Genomic DNA, 15,984 nt, shown 5'->3' with positions numbered 1-15,984 from the left:
GTGACCTAAGCGACCGACGCCAGCGGCGCGTGATCGATGCGCGGCAGGACATGGCGCGCGAACAGGTCGGCCTCGGCGGCATGCGGATAGCCCGACAGGATGAAGGCATCGATGCCCATCTCGCGGTAGCGGTTCAGCTTTGCCAGCACCTGGTCGGGATCGCCGACGATCGCCGCGCCGCAGCCCGATCGCGCCCGGCCGATCCCGGTCCACAGATTGTCCTCGGCATAGCCGTCCGACGCCGCGCCCTCGCGCAGCGCCGCCTGCGCGGCCACCCCCGCCGATTGCGAGTCGAGCGACTTCGCCCGGATCTCGGCACCGCGTGCGGCATCGAGCTTCGACAGCAGGCGATCGGCGTAGAGCCGCGCTTCCTCCTCGGTGTCGCGGACGATGACGTGCGCGCGGTAGCCGAACTTCAGCGTGCGGCCGTGACGCGCGGCACGGTCCTTCATGTCGGCGATGATCGCCGCGACATTCGCCTCGACATCGGGCCACATCAGATAGACGTCGCAGCCCTGCGCCGCGGCCTCGCGCGCATCGGGGGACAGGCCGCCGAAATAGAGCAGGGGCGCCTTGCCCGACAGGGTCGAGATGCGCGGCGGATCGACCTTCAGCGTCCAATGCTCGCCCTGATGGTCGAGCGGCTGGCCGTTCAGCAGCGTCTTCAGGATATGCATCAGTTCGACGGTGCGGGCGTAGCGCGGCGCCGACCCTAGCGTTTCGCCCGGCATTTCGGACGAGATGATGTTGATGTTCAGCCGCCCGCCCAGCATCCGGTCGATCGTCGCGATCTGACGCGCCAGCTGGGGCGGCCAGCTTTCGCCGACGCGCACCGCCATCAGCAGCGCCAGCCGCTTCAGCATCGGCGCGATCGCCGCGGCGAAGGCGGTGGTGTCGATGCCCAGCGCATAGCCCGACGGCAGCAGGATATTGTCGAACCCGCCGCTCTCGGCCTGCATCACGATGTCGCGACAATGCTCCCAGCTCGACTGGAGCATCGGATCGGGCACGCCGAGAAATTCATAATCGTCATCGCACAGCGCGGAAAACCAGCTGACTTCGCACGGAGTCGTCACTTCATATCCTTCCTGGCGGACCGCGGCTCGGGAATGCCGAGCGCGGCGAGCCTGTCCATCCTGTCCCGGTCCGGCCAGGCAAGCAGCCGGACGGTGTCGCCGAAGCCGACCATCTGTTCGGCCGCCGGGGTGTATCGCGGCCAGCGCAGGCCGAGCGCAGCGTTGTTGGGGTCGCCCGTCGCGGCAAAGGCGATGACCGCCGCCCGCATCCGCGCGCCCAGCGCACGGTCCTCGTCTCCCCAGTCGCGGGTGCGTCGCGGTCCGTTCAGGCTGTCGAACGTGCCGAGCCAGAACGGGACGTCATCGGTATGGTTGATCCCGGTGGTCGCCGGGTCGAGATCCGAATAGGCGACGCCCGGCGCATAGGGATGGCGGCGGTCGAACCAATAGGCGAAGACCGGCGCCCTGCCCGATGCCGCCTGCATCCGCGCCCAGCTCCGCATCATCGTCGAGAAGCCGATGTCATGCGCCAGCGCGCGGGCGGCAATGCGCGCCGCCGGGTCGTCGCTCGCGGGATACAGCGCCAGCACGGCTTCGGCGCGGTCGCCGAAGCTGCGCGCCACGGCAGCGCGATAGTCGGCCAGCGTCGCTGCCGCGCCCAGCGGTCCGAGCGCCTCGTCGCGCACCGTGCCCATCAGCAGCGGGACATCGGCCTGGCGATGCGCGGCATAGGCCGCCGCCGGCGCCATCGGCACCGCGAGCCCGTCGATGATCGGCATCGCCAGCGGCCCCTGCGCCGCGACGATGCGGTCGGCCGGCATCCTGCGCAGTGCCGCCAGATCGGACGCGCCCAGCTTTTGCTGGAAGGCGGCGCCCGCCGCCTCGCCTTCGGCCAGCGTCGCGCTGCGATCGGTGGAGGCGGACAGATAGGGCGAGCCGCTGAGCGCGACGATGCGGTGGAACAGCCCGCGCGCGCCGGGGCTGACCTGGAGCAGCGCCAGGCTGATCGCCCCGGCCGACTGGCCCATGATCGTGACCCTGCCCGGGTCGCCGCCGAACGCGGCGATGTTCGCCTGGACCCAGCGCAGGGCGGCGATCTGGTCGAGCAGGCCGTAATTGCCCGAGGCATGGTCGGGCGATTCGGCGGTCAGCGCGGGGTGCGCCATGAAGCCGAGCGCGCCCAGCCGATAGTTGATCCCGACGACGATCGCGCCGTCGGCGGCAAGCGTCTCGCCGGTATATAGCGGCTTGCGCGCCGATCCCGCGACGAACGAGCCGCCATGGATGAAGACGATGACCGGCAGCTTCGCGCCGGGGCGCGCGGTCTTCGGCGCCCAGACATTGAGGTACAAACAATCCTCGGCGATCGGATCGTCGCCGACATAATAGGCGATGCCATGGTCGCGCAGCGGCTGCATGCAGGAGGGGGCGAAGCGGGTGGCAGGGTAAACGCCGCTCCAGCGCGCCGCCGGCCGGGGCGGCTTCCAGCGCAGGTCGCCGACCGGCGGGGCGGCAAACGGAATGCCGAGCCAGGCCCGGACGCCGGTATCGAGCGTCACCCCCTCGACCGAGCCGCGATCGGTCGCGACCGGATCGGCCAGCGCCGGCGACGCGATCGTCGCCAGCAACAGGGCGACGATCGCGCGGATCACGGCAGCCGCTCGCCGCGCGCCGCGACCAGCACGTCATACCAGTCCTGGCGGCTCCACGCGATCGCATGCGCCTGGCCAAGCTCGGCAATGCGCTCGACCTTCTGTGTGCCGACGATCGGGATCGGCCGGGCGGGGTGCGCCATGATCCAGCTGTAGATTACCGCCGCACGGCTGGCGCCGGACTCCGCCGCCTTGCGATCGAGGACGGTCGCAACCGCCTGGCCGCGGGCATCCTGCGGATCGCCGAGTCGCCCGCCGCCCAGCGGCGACCAGGCGAGGATCGCCAGATCGAGTTCCATCGCCTGGTCGAACACGCCGTTCACCAGCGGATCGAGGTGCAGCGGCGAGAATTCGGGCTGATGGCTGGCCAGCGGGATCGTCAGGACCGCCGCCAGTGCCCGCACCTGATCGGGCGTGTAGTTCGACACACCGACAGCGCGCACCTTGCCCGCGGTCACCGCATCCTCGAGCGCGCGCGCAGCTTCCTGCGGGTGGGTCAGGAGGTCGGGGCGATGGATCTGGTAGAGATCGACCTGATCGACGCCCAGTCGCGCCAGCGAGGCGTCGAGCGCGTGGGCGAGATAGGCGGGGCTGGAATCATAAGGCACCGGCGGCGTGATCCCGCCCTTGGTGGCCAGCACCATGCGATCGCGCAGCCCGGGCGACTCGGCAAAGACCTGTCCCAGCAGCGCCTCGGCATCGCCGAAGCCGCCGCTGCCATCGAAGCCATAGATGTCGGCGGTGTCGAACAGGGTCACGCCAGCGTCCAGCGCGGCCTCGATCAGCCGCCGCCCCTCATCGATTCCGGCGCCGGCGAAGCGCCACATGCCCCAGGCTATCGGGGGCACAAGGATTCCGCTCTTGCCGAGGGGAATGGCTTTGGGTGTAGGATCAAGCTGCGACATCGCTGTCACGCAATAAGGGATACTGGCTTGGTCGAGCAAGTACGTTACGGGCTGGTCGGCACCGGCATGATGGGCATCGAGCATCTGCAGAACCTGGCGATCACGCCGGGCGCGGTGGTCACGGCAATCGCCGATCCGGTCGAGACCTCGCTGGCCTGGGCGCGGTCCGCGCTGGGCGATCGGGCCGAGGGGGTTGCTGCCTTTGCCGACAGTGCGGCGCTGGCCGCCAGCGGCCTCGTCGATGCGGTGATCGTCGCCAGCCCCAACTACACCCACCGCGCCGTGCTCGAACCGCTGTTCGACGCCGATGTCGCGATCCTGTGCGAAAAGCCGCTGGCCACCACGCTGGACGATGCGCGCTGGATCATCGAGCGCGCCGAGGCGATGACCCGCCCCTTCTGGACCGCGATGGAATATCGCTACATGCCGCCCGCGGCGGAGTTCGTCGCACAGGTTCATGACGGGCGGATCGGCGCGCTACGGATGCTGTCGATCCGCGAGCATCGCTTCCCGTTCCTGCCCAAGGTCGGCGACTGGAACCGGTTCAGCCGCAACACCGGCGGGACGATGGTCGAGAAATGCTGCCATTTCTTCGACCTGATGCGCCTGATCGTCCGGGCGGAGGCGGTGCGCGTCTATTGCTCGGGCGCGATGGACGTGAACCATCTGGACGAGCGTTATGGCGGCGAGGCCCCCGACATCATCGACAACAGCTATACCGTGGTCGACTTCGCCAATGGGGTCCGCGCGATGCTCGACCTGTCGATGTTCGCCGACGGAGCCGAGAACCAGGAAGAGATCACCGCGGTCGGCGACCGCGCGCGGCTGGACGTACTGATCCCCGAAGGCGCGCTGGTATTCAGCCCGCGCACCGGCTTCGGCAATGCCAAGCAGGTCGAGCGGCATGTCGTCGAGGTCGACCAGGCGGCGCTGGATGCCGGCAGCCACCATGGGTCGACCTTCTACCAGCATCAGCGGTTCAACGCGGCGGTTCGCGGTGCCGGCCCGGTCGAGGTGAGCGCGCGCGACGGGCTGATGGCGGTCGCGATCGGCACCGCCGCCGAGATCAGCGCGCGCGAGAACCGCGTCGTGGAAATGGCCGAACTCGGGTTCTGAATGAAGCCGGGCTTGACTCGAGCAAAGACAAACTGATGAGTGACAGCGCGGGACATTATATAACCCTACCGATTGAGTAGGGATTATGAGGGGAATGCTCGTGAAGAACCAGTGGTTGATGGTCGGCGCGGCGATGGCCGCCCTGATGAGCGTGCCTGCCAGGGCACAGGACGCCCCCGCGACCGGGCGCCAGGCCGAGCAGGAGCGCGACGCGCCTGCCGAGATCATCGTGACCGCGCAGAAGCGCGAGCAGCGGCTTCAGGATGTGCCGATCGCGGTCTCGGTCGTCACCGGCGACACGCTGGCCGCGCAGGCGGGCGTCAATCTCGAGAACGCCCAGTATCTCGTCCCCACGATGAACTTCCGCAAGTCGGGGACGACGCTAAACCAGTCGCTGTTCCTGCGCGGCGTCGGCACCTCGACCTTCTCGATCGCGGGCGAACCGTCCATCTCCACCGTGGTCGACGGCGTGGTCTATAGCCGCGCGGGCGAGGCGTTCAGCGACCTGATCGATATCGAGCGGATCGAGGTGCTGCCGGGACCGCAGGGCACGCTGTTCGGCAAGAACGCGTCGGCGGGCGTGATCAACATCGTCACCAAGCGCCCGGGCAATGATTTCGGCGGCTTTGCCGAGGCGAGCTATTTCACCGGCGGCAACGAATATCGCGTCCGCGGCGCGATCGACGTGCCGCTGGGCGATGTGGTGAAGAGCCGGGTCACCGGCTTCTACGGCAATTGGGAAGGCAATATCCGCAACATCGCCCATGGCGGACGGCGGGTGAACGGGTACGACCATTGGGGCCTGCGCGGGATCGTCGTCGCCGATCCGACGCCCGACCTCAGCTTCACCCTGATCGCCGATTATCGCGAGAGCCGCGACGATTGCTGCGCCGAGGTGATCGGCACGCCGCCGACCACCGGCGCGTCGGCCCCGCTGCTGCCCGACATCAACGGCAACAAGTCGCGAACGATCAACCAGGACCTGATCACCGCCACCCGCGAGACCGGCTGGGGCGTGTCGCTTCAGGCCGACTGGACGCTGGGGCGCCACCTGCTGACCTCGATCACCGCCTATCGCGACTGGAACAATGAGGAGATCCGCGACGGCGACTGGCTGCCCGCCGCCTATGTCGGGCTGAACCAGCTGCACGATACCGGCCCGCAGACCGGCAACACGTTCAGCCAGGAATTGCGGCTGACCTCGCCCAGCGGCCAGTTCCTCGAATATGTCGTCGGTGCCTTCTATTCGCGCGCCGACTCGCGCCGCATCTTCACCCGCAACGACATCGTCTGCACCGCCAACCCCGCCCCCGCGGCAGGCGTGCTGGTGCCGTGCACCACGCCGGGCCTGACCGTCACCCGGCCCAGCGGCACCGCCGATTTCGGATCAACCTTCACCAACTATGCGCTGTTCGGCCAGGCGACGCTGAACTTCGGCGCGGGCTTTCGCGGCATCGCCGGGCTGCGCTACACGATCGACGATCTCGACGTGTTCCACCAGCGCGTGACGACGCTCGCCGGCCCCGGCATCAACCCCAGCTTCGGCCCGTTCGCCGACAGCACCAGCAACCAGAATGTCTCGGGCAAGGCCGGGCTCCAGCTCGACCTGAGCCGGACCTCCATGGCCTATGCCACCTATGCCCGCGGCTACAAGGGCCCGGCGTACAACGTCTTCTTCAACCTGACCGCGACCGGCACCAACATCGTCGAGCCGGAAACCGCCGACAGCTTCGAGCTGGGACTGAAGAACAGCTTCTTCGACGGACGGCTCGTGCTGAACCTTGCCGCCTGGTACGCGAAATATCACAATTACCAGGCGAACAATCCCGATCTGGTCGCCGGCGTGCTGGTCACCCGCTTCACCAATGCGGGCGAGGTCTCGACCCGCGGCGCGCAGCTCGACTTCCTGGCGCGACCGATCCCCGACCTGTCGCTGTCGGGCGGGCTGGCCTATACCGACGCGCATGTCGACCAGTTCAAGCTGCCGACCAACGGCGTGGTGACGGGCGTGATCCCCAGCGGCACCCAGCTGGGCGCCGGCATCCGCTGGAAGGGGTCGTTCAACGCCGATTACCGGATCCGCACCGGCGGCGCGTTCGATATCGGGCTGGGCACGCAGATCTCGACCCAGTCGAGCCAGGCGGGGCAGTTCGATGCCAATCCGACGGTTCGCGCGCTGACCGAGATCCCGGCCTATACGCTGATCAACCTGTCGGCATCGCTGATCGACGCCGACGACCGGTTCCGGATCACCGCACAGGTCAAGAACCTGCTCGACACCAGCTTCCCGGCATCGATCGTCAGCAGCGGGCCCGGCGGCGCCTATCGCTACATCATCCCGCGCGAGGCGGATCGCTATGCCGGCATCACCGCCCGGCTGAACTTCTGATGGCGTGCGGCGCATGACGCGGAGTGCAGGTGCGGGCCGGTGGGCGATCGTCGCGCTCGTCTTCTTCGCGATCATGCTCAACTATGTCGATCGCCAGATCCTGGCGCTGCTCAAGCCGACGCTCGAGCTGGAATTCGGCTGGTCCGACCAGGATTACGGCAACATGGCTTCGGCGTTCCAGTTCGCCGCGGCGGTCGCCTTCCTGGGCACCGGCTGGTTCATCGACCGGGTCGGGTTGCGGATCGGCTTTGCGGTGGGCGTCGCGGTGTGGAGCGTCGCCGGCATGGCCCATGCCTTTGCCGCCAGCGTCTCGGGCTTCATCGGCGCGCGGATCGTGCTGGGGGCGGCCGAGTCGATCGGCACCCCGGCGGCGGTGAAGACCGCCGCGACCTATTTCGGACCGAAGGACCGATCGATCGCGCTGGGCATCGGCAACACCGCGCCCAATATCGGCGCGATCATCACGCCGCTCGCCATTCCCGCGGTGGCGATCGCCTTCGGGTGGAAGGCGGCGTTCCTGATCGCCGGCGGCGTTGGCCTGGTGTGGGTGGTGGCGTGGTTCGCGCTGCGCATGCCCGCCCCGATCGCGCAGGACGACAGCGTGCCGTCGATCCGCTGGATCGACCTGTTCCGCGATCGCCGCACGCTGGCGATCGCCATCGCCAAGGTGCTGTCCGACCAGGTGTGGTTCTTCATGCTGTCCTGGCTGCCCGACCTGTTCCACCGGCTGTTCGGCCTGCCCCAGGGGACGGTGGGGCTGCCGGTCGCACTGGTCTATGCGCTGGCGGCGTGCGGCGCGCTGACCGGCGGCTGGCTGCCCAGCTGGCTGATGGCGCGCGGCTGGAGCGTGAACCGGGCGCGCAAGACCACGCTGCTGCTCTATGCGCTGCTGATCCTGCCGGTGCCGGTCGTTCTGTCGCTGCAGAGCCCGTGGACCGCGGCGCTGGTGCTGGGCCTGGGGCTGTTCGCGCATCAGGGCTTTTCGACCAATGTCTTCGCGCTGACCACCGACGTGATGCCGGCGCGATCGGTCGGATCGACGATCGGCATCGCCGCCTTTTGCGGCAATATGGGATCGATCGGGATGATCCAGCTGTCGGCATGGTCGCTGGGCAACGGGCTGGGATACGCGCCGATGCTGGTGATCTGCGCCTTCAGCTATCTGGCGGCGTTGGGGTTCATCCAGCTGCTGATCCCGCGGATCGCAGCGGCCCGGTAGATTCGCGGCGGACCAGCTCGAACGGTACCTCGCGCCGCTCGATCTTGAACTCGCCGGCCAGCAGCAGGTCGGCCGCCTGATAGCCCAATGTCCGGGTCGGCTGGCGGATCGTGGTCAGCGGCGGCCAGACGAAGCGCGACACCGCATCGTCGCCGAAACCGGCGATCGACAGCTGCGCCGGCACCGACAGGCCGCGGCGATGCGCGACGCTGAGCGCGCCGGCGGCCATGTCGTCATTGGCTGCGAAGATCGCGCTGGGCGGATCACGCAAGGCCAGCAGCGCCTCGGTCGCGTCGGCACCCGAGGCGAAGTCGTAATCGCCCGGCCGCACCAGCAGCGGATCGAAGGCGATGTCGGCATCGTCCAGCGCGCTACGATAGCCCTCCAGCCGCTGGGTGCTGGTGGCATAGCTGGCATGGCCGGAGATGAAGCCGATCCGGCGATGGCCGAGCGCCAGCAGGTGGCGCGTCATCGCCGTCGCCGCACCGACATTGTCGATGAACACCGAGGCGGTCAGGTCGAGATCGGTGCCGGGCGACACGCGGACGAAGCGGACGTTGCGCCGCGCCATCAGCGCCAGCACTTCCGGATAATCGGTCGCGGGCGGGGTCAGGATCAACCCGTCGACCCCCGAGGCATCGACCAGGCTCTCGATATCGTCGAGCAGCCGTTCGGAATCATGATCATAGGGCTGGGCGATCATCCGCACCCCGTCCATCTGGCAGCGGTCGCGGATTCCCGACTGCATTTCATAGACATAATAGGGGCTGGGATTGTCGCAGGCGAGCGCGATCTGGAAGCTGCGATGCCCGGCAAGCGTGCGCGCCGCGACATTGGGGCGATAGTTGAGCGAGGCGACCGCAGCATTCACCTTCGCGCGCGTCGCCTCCGCCACGCGCTTCTCGCGGTTGAGCACGCGCGACACCGTCTTGATCGACACGCCGGCAAGGCGGGACACGTCACTGATCGTCGGTCGCACAGTTCCTCCCGCCGCACGAATGGCGGATGCGCGCGCGCGGGTCAAAGCCGGCGAGGAGGCGCAGGAAATTTCCTACGCGCTCCGGGAACGGTCAGCGGCCATCCTCGACATAGACATATTCATTCTGCTGGCCGTCATTGATGGTGAGCGTCCGCTTGTCGCCCTGCTTGCCGACCAGCGCCTCGATGGTGATGATCCCGGGACCGGCCGAGACGATCGAGATCGTCCCGTCGGCATTGGCGCGGGTCGCGATCGGTCCTTCGACGAAGCCGGCCTTCATCCATTTCGCGCCGTTCCGCTCGCTGATCGTGATCTGGCCGAAGCCGGGCGCCAGATAATGCGGCGCGAGGCCGGCCAGCACCGCGGGATCGCCGGGGAAGGTTACCGAATCGCGCTTCGCCTTTGCCTCGGCGCGAACGCGCTGCGCGGCCGCGGCGACTTCCTGCTCCGCCTGGGGCTGGCCGTCATACAGCAGTTCGACCAGGCGGCGGAGGAACGGGGCCAGCATCTGGGCGCCAGGATCGGCATTGGTCAGGATCACCGCCCCCACCCCGGCCTCGGGCAGCGCGAACCAGGTGGTATGATAGCCGACCAGCGTGCCGCCATGGGTCACCACCGGGATGCCCCATGCCTCACGCTGGAACAGGCCCATGCCGTACCAGCTGTCCGGCCCGACCTGGACGCCCTTGCGGCGGCGTTCGAACAGATTGGCCTGGCTCACCATCCGCTTGCCGTTCGGCAGCACGCCGCCCGACAGTTCGAGCTGGACATAGCGCACCATGTCGGCGGTGCTGGCGAAGGCGGCACCCGCCGGCCGGTGCGGACGGGCGGCGAAGTTGAAGTCGTTCGACATGCGGACCACCCGCCCGTCGATGTCGAACCCGTGCGGCGCGGCCCAGTTGCCCGCCATCCCCTTGGCATAGTCGAAGCTGCTGTCGCGCATGCCGAGCGGGCTGAAGACCTTCTCCTGCATCGTCCGGTCATAGGCAGCGCCGATCTCCATCTCGGGATGGACGATCGCTCCGCCGATATAGCCCGCGGCGGAGGCCATCAGGTTGTTGTACTGGAACAGCTCGCCGAACTTGCTGGTCGGGTGGGTGGCCGCAAGCCCGCGGAACGTCTCCGCCGCCGGCCGGTCGGCATCGGCCAGGATGAAGCCGTAATCCTGGCGCGGCAGGCCGGTGCAGGCGCACACCAGATGCCTGACCTGGACCGAGCGCGTCACCTCGTCGCTGCCCAGCCGGAAGGACGGGTAGAGATCGATCACCGGCTGGTCCCAGCGCAGCTTGCCCTCGTCCGCCAGGACCGAGAGAAGCAGGGTCGTCAGGCCCTTGGTGTTCGAGGCGATCATGAACTTGGTATGCGCATCGACCTTTTCGGGCGAGCCGAGCGCGCGCACGCCGACGCCGCCTTCCCAGACGACCTTGCCGTCCTGGATCAGCGCCAGCCCGACGCCCGGCACTTCGAGCGCGGCAGCGCTCTGCTCGACGAAGCGGCGCAGCTGCTCGATGCGTTCGGGGGTCAGGCGGTGCGCGGTCTTGCCGGCGAAGCTCTCGACCTGGAAGCCGGTCGGGCGCAGCCCCTGCTGCACCACCGAGATCGCCGCCGAGCGCTTGTTCGCGGTGCCGGCTGCGCCGTCGATCAGCATCACCGTCCAGCCCGATCCCTTGCGCAGCGCCAGCGCGGCGCGGATCGCGCGTTCCGAAGGCAAGGTGCGGTAGGCGATGCTCACCCGCTCGTCCCACCCATCGCCTGCCGGGGCAGCGGTGCTGAGCTCGACCGCAGGCGCCGCGCCCTGGCGATAGGCGGCCCAGGCGGCAGTTGCCGCCGCGGCCGCGTCCGCCGCCTGGCCGACATCGACCAGTACGATGCGCAGGTCCTTCTCGGGCGCGGCGAGGACGATCGCCCTGCCCTGCCGGTCGGCCGCCCAGTCCTTGGGCTGGACATAATGGACACCGGCATCGGTGGTGCCGGGGGTGTCCGCCGCGGCGGCGGTGGCGCCTGTGGTGGGGGCAGTCTGGGCCATGGCGATGACGGGGGAACAGGCGAGCGCGAGGGCGAGTAGCGGCTTCATGACAGTCCTCTCGGGTCGTTCAGGGCTGGACGAGATGGTAGGCAACATGCGGCTGGGACGAGAAGCCGAGGCGCCAGCGCCCCTCCTGCCCGTGGAAGCGCAGCCGCTCATAGGGACCGCCGGCGCGGGCGCCGGTCACCTGTTCGAACAGGCCCGGCCCGATCCGCTCCCAGCTGCTGGTCCGCCCCCGGGCAGTGACGGTGATGGCATCGGGACCGGCTGGCGCGACCTTGAGATCGCCGTCGGCGTCGACCGGCAGGCTGTGGTCGCGGCGGTTCACGCGGTAGGCGCCGAATGCGAGCTTCTCGTCCGCAGGGGCGGCGATGCGCGGCGCCGGCGACTGGGGGAAGAGCCTGCCGATCAGCGCTTCGGTCAGTTCGGTGCGACCGCCATAGCTGCCCTGCCCGCCGGTCTCCGACACGAAGAAGCCGACTCCCGCCTCGGGCGCGAGGATCATGTTCGAATGGAAATCGACCGTGTTGCCGCCATGCCCGACCAGCCGCGGGCCGGACTGGCGCACGACGAAGAAGCCGTGCGCCATGCCCGGCAGGCCCGGCGTGTTGGCGATCGAATCCGACATCAGCAGCCGCACCGATTCGGGCTTCAGGATGCGCACCTTGCCGAGGCTGCCGCCGCCCAGCAGCATCATCATGAAGCGCTGCATGTCGGGCGCGCTGCTGGTGCCCGATCCGGCCGGCATGATGTTGCTGAACAGTTCGAACGGCTTTGCCCGGAAGCGACCGTCGGCGACCTCATAGCCATTGGCCATGCGCGGCATCAGCGCGGCGGGCAGCGGCTCGCGAAAGCTGGTCGAGGTCATGCCGAGCGGCTGGAAGATGTGGCGCTCGACATAGTCGGCGAACGGCTCGCCCGACACCTGCTCGACGATATAGCCCGCCAGCGCCGCGCCATAGTTGGAATAGGACACCTCGGTCCCCGCAGGCCACAGCCGCCGGGGAATGTGCGTCTTCATCCAGTCGCGATAGGGCACCAGCCTGTCGACCGACGGGGCCATGATGTCGGCGACGTCGCTCATCCCCACCGCATGCGCCAGCAGGTCGCGCACCCGGATCGGCTTGCCCTCGAACGGCGGGATGGTGAAGTCGAGATAGGTGTTCACATCGGCGTCGAGATCGACCTTCCCGAGTTCCACCTGCTGGAGCAGCGCGGTCCAGGTGAACATCTTCGATACCGATCCGGGGCGGAACAGGGTCTGCTGCGGATCGACGGGGATGCCCCTGGCGACATCGGCGAAGCCATAGCCGCGGGTGAACAGCACGCGGCCATTATGGACGACGGTGACCACCGCCCCGGCTACTTCGCGCGTGGCGATCTGCTGCGCCATGATGCCATCGACGAAGTCGGCGAGGCCGTCGGTGCGCGGCTGGGGGGATGCGGCGGCGGCGGCGGCTGGCTGCGCTTGAGTGGTCGCGGAGCATGCCACCGATGCGAGCAATGCTGCAGCCAGCGTGACAAGGCGCAGGTTGACGTTTCCAGCCACGACGACTCCCCTATGATCATTTCTGATCAGGATGCTATCGTCCCAAATGGAAACGTCAACGGATGATCTGTCTTACATGCTCCCGCTCACGAGGATTGCCTTGCCGCCTCCTGCGCGCGGACATAGCTTTCGATCACCGCACCATAATTGGGTGCGGCCAGCGCGTAGAGCTGCGCGAGGTCGGCGGCCTCCGGACGTGCCCAGGTGCGGTGCAGTTCGGAAAGCAGCGAATTGGTCGTGATCGGCCTGACCCCGCCCTGGACGAACCGGGCGAGCGAGGTCCGCGACGCCATCTCGCTGGGATCGCCCGAGGCGTCGAGGATCGCATAGACGTCATAGCCCGCAGCGCGCGCGTCGAGTGCGGGAAACATCACGCACACGCTGGTCCAGACGCCTGCCATGATGAGCGTCCTGCGGCCGGTGGAGCGGACCTGTGCGACGAAATCGTCATTGTCCCAGGCATTCACCTCACCCTTTCGCGGAACATAGACCGCATGGGGCGCGTCGCGGTGGATCTCGGGCATCAGCGGGCCATTGGTCCCGTTGGGCTCCGAGGCGGTGGTGATGACCGGAATGTCCAGCAGCGTCGCGAGCCTGGCGACCATCTCGACGTTGCGGCGCAGGTCGGCCACCGGGATGTCCTTCACTGTCTGGAACAGGCCGGACTGGTGATCGAGCAGCAGGATCAACGCGTCGGACGGGTCGATCAGTGCCTGGCCGCCGCCGGTCGGCAGCACGCTGGACTTGGGATGCGATGTGTCAGCCATGTCGGTGGCTCCTTTCAGGATGGAATTTGTGGGGTCGCGTGCGCCGCGCCCGACTTCGGAAAGGGCCACCGGGGCGGGCACCCTTTCCGAACCGGTTCGATTGCGCGGAAAGCGCCGGCGGCCTGTTATTGCCAGAGCGTCCGATCGAGAAAGTCGTGGATCAGCGGCGCCATCTCGTCGAGCTTGTCCTCCAGCGCGAAGTGACCGGTATCGAGGATGTGCAGTTCGGCATCCGGCAGGTCGCGCAGATAGGGATGGGCGCCGACCTCGGGGAAGATTACGTCGTTCTTTCCCCACACGATCAGCGTCGGCGGCTTGCGGTCGCGGAAGAAGGCCTGGAATTGCGGGTAGAGCGGGACGTTGGTGCCATAATCGTGGAGCATGTCGAGCTGGATATCCCGGTTGCCGGGGCGATCGAGCAGCGCCTGGTCGATGATCCAGTTGTCCGGGCTGATCCGCGAGGTGTCGGCGACCCCGTCGGTATATTGGAACCTGGTCAGCTCCAGCGTGACGAGATGCTCCAGCGCCGCGCGATTCTGCGGCGAGCCGTCGGCCCAATAGGCCTTGATCGGGTCCCAGAATTGCTGGAGCCCCTCTTCATAGGCATTGCCGTTCTGGACGATCAGGCCCGTGACCCGTTCCGGATGCTTCAGCGCGAGGCGGTAACCGATGGGGGCGCCGTAATCCATGACGTACATGGTGTATTCGGTCGCCCCGATGCGGGCGAGCAGCGCATCGACCAGGTCGGTCACATGGGCGAAGCCATAGGCGAAGGTTGCGTGGTCCGGCGCATCGCTGCCGCCATAACCGGGATAGTCCGGCGCGATCACGCGGTAGCGATCGGCGAGCAGGGGCATCAGGTTGCGGAACATGTGCGACGAGGTCGGAAAGCCGTGCAGCAGGAGCACCACCGGCGCGTCGCTGGGCCCCGCCTCGCGATAGAAGATCTTCACGCCGTCGATGATTTCGGAACGATAGAAGATGGTCGGCGGCGCAGCGATCGCGCCGACAGTCGAACCCTTTTCGAGAAGTGCTGTCATGATGTCCTCCGTTGCCTTGGGTTGAAGAGAAGCGACGGGAGGACGTTAGGCCGGTTCCTGGCGGGATGGGGTTAGGCGCGGTAAAGCCCCGTCAAACCTCGCGCGATGTCATCAGGCGGCTGGGGCCTTGCGACATTCGATCCGGATTCCCGCGGCCCCGGTTAATCCCTGTAAAATCAGGGGCATGGCGCTCGCGGCCACGCCCGACGCGCCGTAGATCGCCCCCGGTGTCGCGACCCCGCGACCGATGACGGAGGTTGCGATGACGGGAATGACGACGGGATGGACACGCCGCGGCGTGATGGCCGGCGGCGGCCTGATGGTCGCTGTGCTTGCAGGCGGGACGTCGCCGGCGTGGACCGCCGACCTTGCCGTTGCCGAAGGCTTTGCCCGCGTGCCTGGCGGCAACATCTACTGGCGGCGCTTCGGATCGGGCGGCGGGACGCCCCTGCTCCTGCTGCACGGCGGGCCGGGCGCGGCGCATAATTATCTGTTGTCGATGAAGGCGCTGGCCGACGAACGGCCGGTCATCTTCTACGACCAGCTCGGCTGCGGCCGGGCCGACGCGCCGGCGGACGAAGCCCTGTATACGATCCAGCGCTCGGTCGACGAGATCGACGCGGTCCGGGCGGCGCTGAAGCTGGACCGGGTGATCCTGTTCGGCCATTCCTGGGGCACGTTGCAGGCGATCGAGTATCTCTGCCAGGGCCGCGGCGCGGGGGTCGAGAAGCTGATCCTCGCCGGCGCGCTGGCCAGCGTCCCGCAGGTGGCGGCGGGACTGACTCGGCTGATCGACTCGATGCCCGGCGGGTTCGCCGAAACGCTGCGAGGGCTGGAGGCGGCGGGGAAGACGGCGACGCCCGAATATGCCGCGCTGACCCAGCTTTTCTATGACCGGTTCGTGCTGCGCACGCCGCCATCGCCGGACGCGCTGGCCAGTTTCGAGGCGCTGTCGAAGTCGATCGCCTACCGGGTGCTGAACGGCCCCAACGAGTTCACCATCACCGGAAGGATCCGGCACTGGGACCGCCGCGGGTCGCTGGGCGCGATCACCCAGAAGACCCTGATCACCACCGGCGAGTTCGACGAGATCACGCTCGATTGTCACGAGACGATCCGCGACGGGATTGCCGGTCCGGCCCGGCTGGTCGTGATGCGGGGCTGTTCGCACATGACGATGGTCGAGCAGCCGGCCGCCTATAACGCACTGGTCTCGGATTTCCTGGCCGACGGGTGACGCTCCCCCGATCGGGTAGCGACCGCGACACCGGCGCGTGGGGCGGGGCTGCACCCGCCGCGCTAAGGGTCGGTTTCTGGAGGTTCGAG

At 68.0% G+C, this 15,984-nt stretch carries 12 protein-coding genes; 4 read left to right on the top strand and 8 right to left on the bottom strand.

Translation table 11 applies throughout. The annotated features are described in order from the left end of the window. Positions 1-5: 5 nt before the first annotated feature. From TPR58_RS18140 to TPR58_RS18130, 3 genes are read right to left on the bottom strand one after another with little or no spacing between them, the layout of a single operon-like run. Positions 6-1,076, bottom strand: coding sequence for an LLM class flavin-dependent oxidoreductase (locus TPR58_RS18140; protein WP_346248152.1), 1,071 nt, complete (start codon positions 1,074-1,076; stop codon positions 6-8). Beyond that, a complete protein-coding gene (locus tag TPR58_RS18135) occupies positions 1,073-2,668 on the bottom strand; it encodes a carboxylesterase/lipase family protein (RefSeq protein ID WP_346248151.1) in 1,596 nt (531 codons plus the stop codon). The genes TPR58_RS18140 and TPR58_RS18135 overlap by 4 nt, the downstream gene beginning before the upstream one ends. Beyond that, the gene (locus TPR58_RS18130; protein ID WP_346248150.1) at positions 2,665-3,573 is read right to left on the bottom strand and encodes an aldo/keto reductase; all 909 of its coding nucleotides are present in this window, start codon (positions 3,571-3,573) and stop codon (positions 2,665-2,667) included. The genes TPR58_RS18135 and TPR58_RS18130 overlap by 4 nt, the downstream gene beginning before the upstream one ends. Positions 3,574-3,600: 27 nt before the next feature. On the opposite strand from TPR58_RS18130, the gene TPR58_RS18125 reads away from it, so the two are divergent. The 3 genes from TPR58_RS18125 to TPR58_RS18115 all read left to right on the top strand — a co-directional run bounded on the left by TPR58_RS18125 (position 3,601) and on the right by TPR58_RS18115 (position 8,297). Next, positions 3,601-4,689, top strand: a complete 1,089-nt coding sequence (locus TPR58_RS18125) for a Gfo/Idh/MocA family protein (RefSeq protein WP_346248149.1) — start codon at positions 3,601-3,603, stop codon at positions 4,687-4,689. Positions 4,690-4,774: 85 nt separating this feature from the next. Next, positions 4,775-7,078 (top strand): TonB-dependent receptor, encoded by a 2,304-nt coding sequence (locus TPR58_RS18120; RefSeq protein WP_346248148.1) that lies wholly within the window; start codon positions 4,775-4,777, stop codon positions 7,076-7,078. A 13-nt stretch (positions 7,079-7,091) separates the two neighbouring features. After that, entirely contained in the window at positions 7,092-8,297 is a 1,206-nt protein-coding gene (locus tag TPR58_RS18115) for an MFS transporter (RefSeq protein ID WP_346248147.1), read from the top strand. Here the strand turns inward: TPR58_RS18115 and TPR58_RS18110 are convergent. The 5 genes from TPR58_RS18110 to TPR58_RS18090 form a co-directional block, all read right to left on the bottom strand. Beyond that, positions 8,257-9,255, bottom strand: coding sequence for a LacI family DNA-binding transcriptional regulator (locus TPR58_RS18110; RefSeq protein ID WP_346248146.1), 999 nt, complete (start codon positions 9,253-9,255; stop codon positions 8,257-8,259). The two genes, TPR58_RS18115 and TPR58_RS18110, sit on opposite strands and share 41 nt — an antisense overlap. A 112-nt stretch (positions 9,256-9,367) precedes the next feature. Next, positions 9,368-11,350 (bottom strand): serine hydrolase domain-containing protein, encoded by a 1,983-nt coding sequence (locus tag TPR58_RS18105; protein ID WP_346248144.1) that lies wholly within the window; start codon positions 11,348-11,350, stop codon positions 9,368-9,370. A gap of 19 nt (positions 11,351-11,369) precedes the next feature. Next, the gene (locus TPR58_RS18100; protein ID WP_346248143.1) at positions 11,370-12,851 is read right to left on the bottom strand and encodes a serine hydrolase domain-containing protein; all 1,482 of its coding nucleotides are present in this window, start codon (positions 12,849-12,851) and stop codon (positions 11,370-11,372) included. An 86-nt stretch (positions 12,852-12,937) separates the two neighbouring features. Continuing rightward, the gene (locus TPR58_RS18095) at positions 12,938-13,618 is read right to left on the bottom strand and encodes an isochorismatase family protein (RefSeq protein ID WP_346248142.1); all 681 of its coding nucleotides are present in this window, start codon (positions 13,616-13,618) and stop codon (positions 12,938-12,940) included. A gap of 125 nt (positions 13,619-13,743) precedes the next feature. Next, a complete protein-coding gene (locus TPR58_RS18090; RefSeq protein ID WP_346248141.1) occupies positions 13,744-14,658 on the bottom strand; it encodes an alpha/beta fold hydrolase in 915 nt (304 codons plus the stop codon). Positions 14,659-14,920: 262 nt separating this feature from the next. Here TPR58_RS18090 and TPR58_RS18085 point away from each other — a divergent pair, with 262 nt between their 5' ends. Beyond that, on the top strand, positions 14,921-15,895 hold the full coding sequence (locus TPR58_RS18085) for a proline iminopeptidase-family hydrolase (protein ID WP_346248140.1): 975 nt from the start codon (positions 14,921-14,923) through the stop codon (positions 15,893-15,895). Positions 15,896-15,984 lie beyond the last annotated feature (89 nt).

The organism is Sphingomonas rustica, from assembly GCF_039652585.1.
Classification (GTDB): Bacteria; Pseudomonadota; Alphaproteobacteria; order Sphingomonadales; family Sphingomonadaceae; genus Sphingomonas; species Sphingomonas rustica.
The sequence above is the reverse complement of the archived record's forward strand: the minus strand, read 5'-3'. Positions and strand labels throughout refer to the sequence as shown.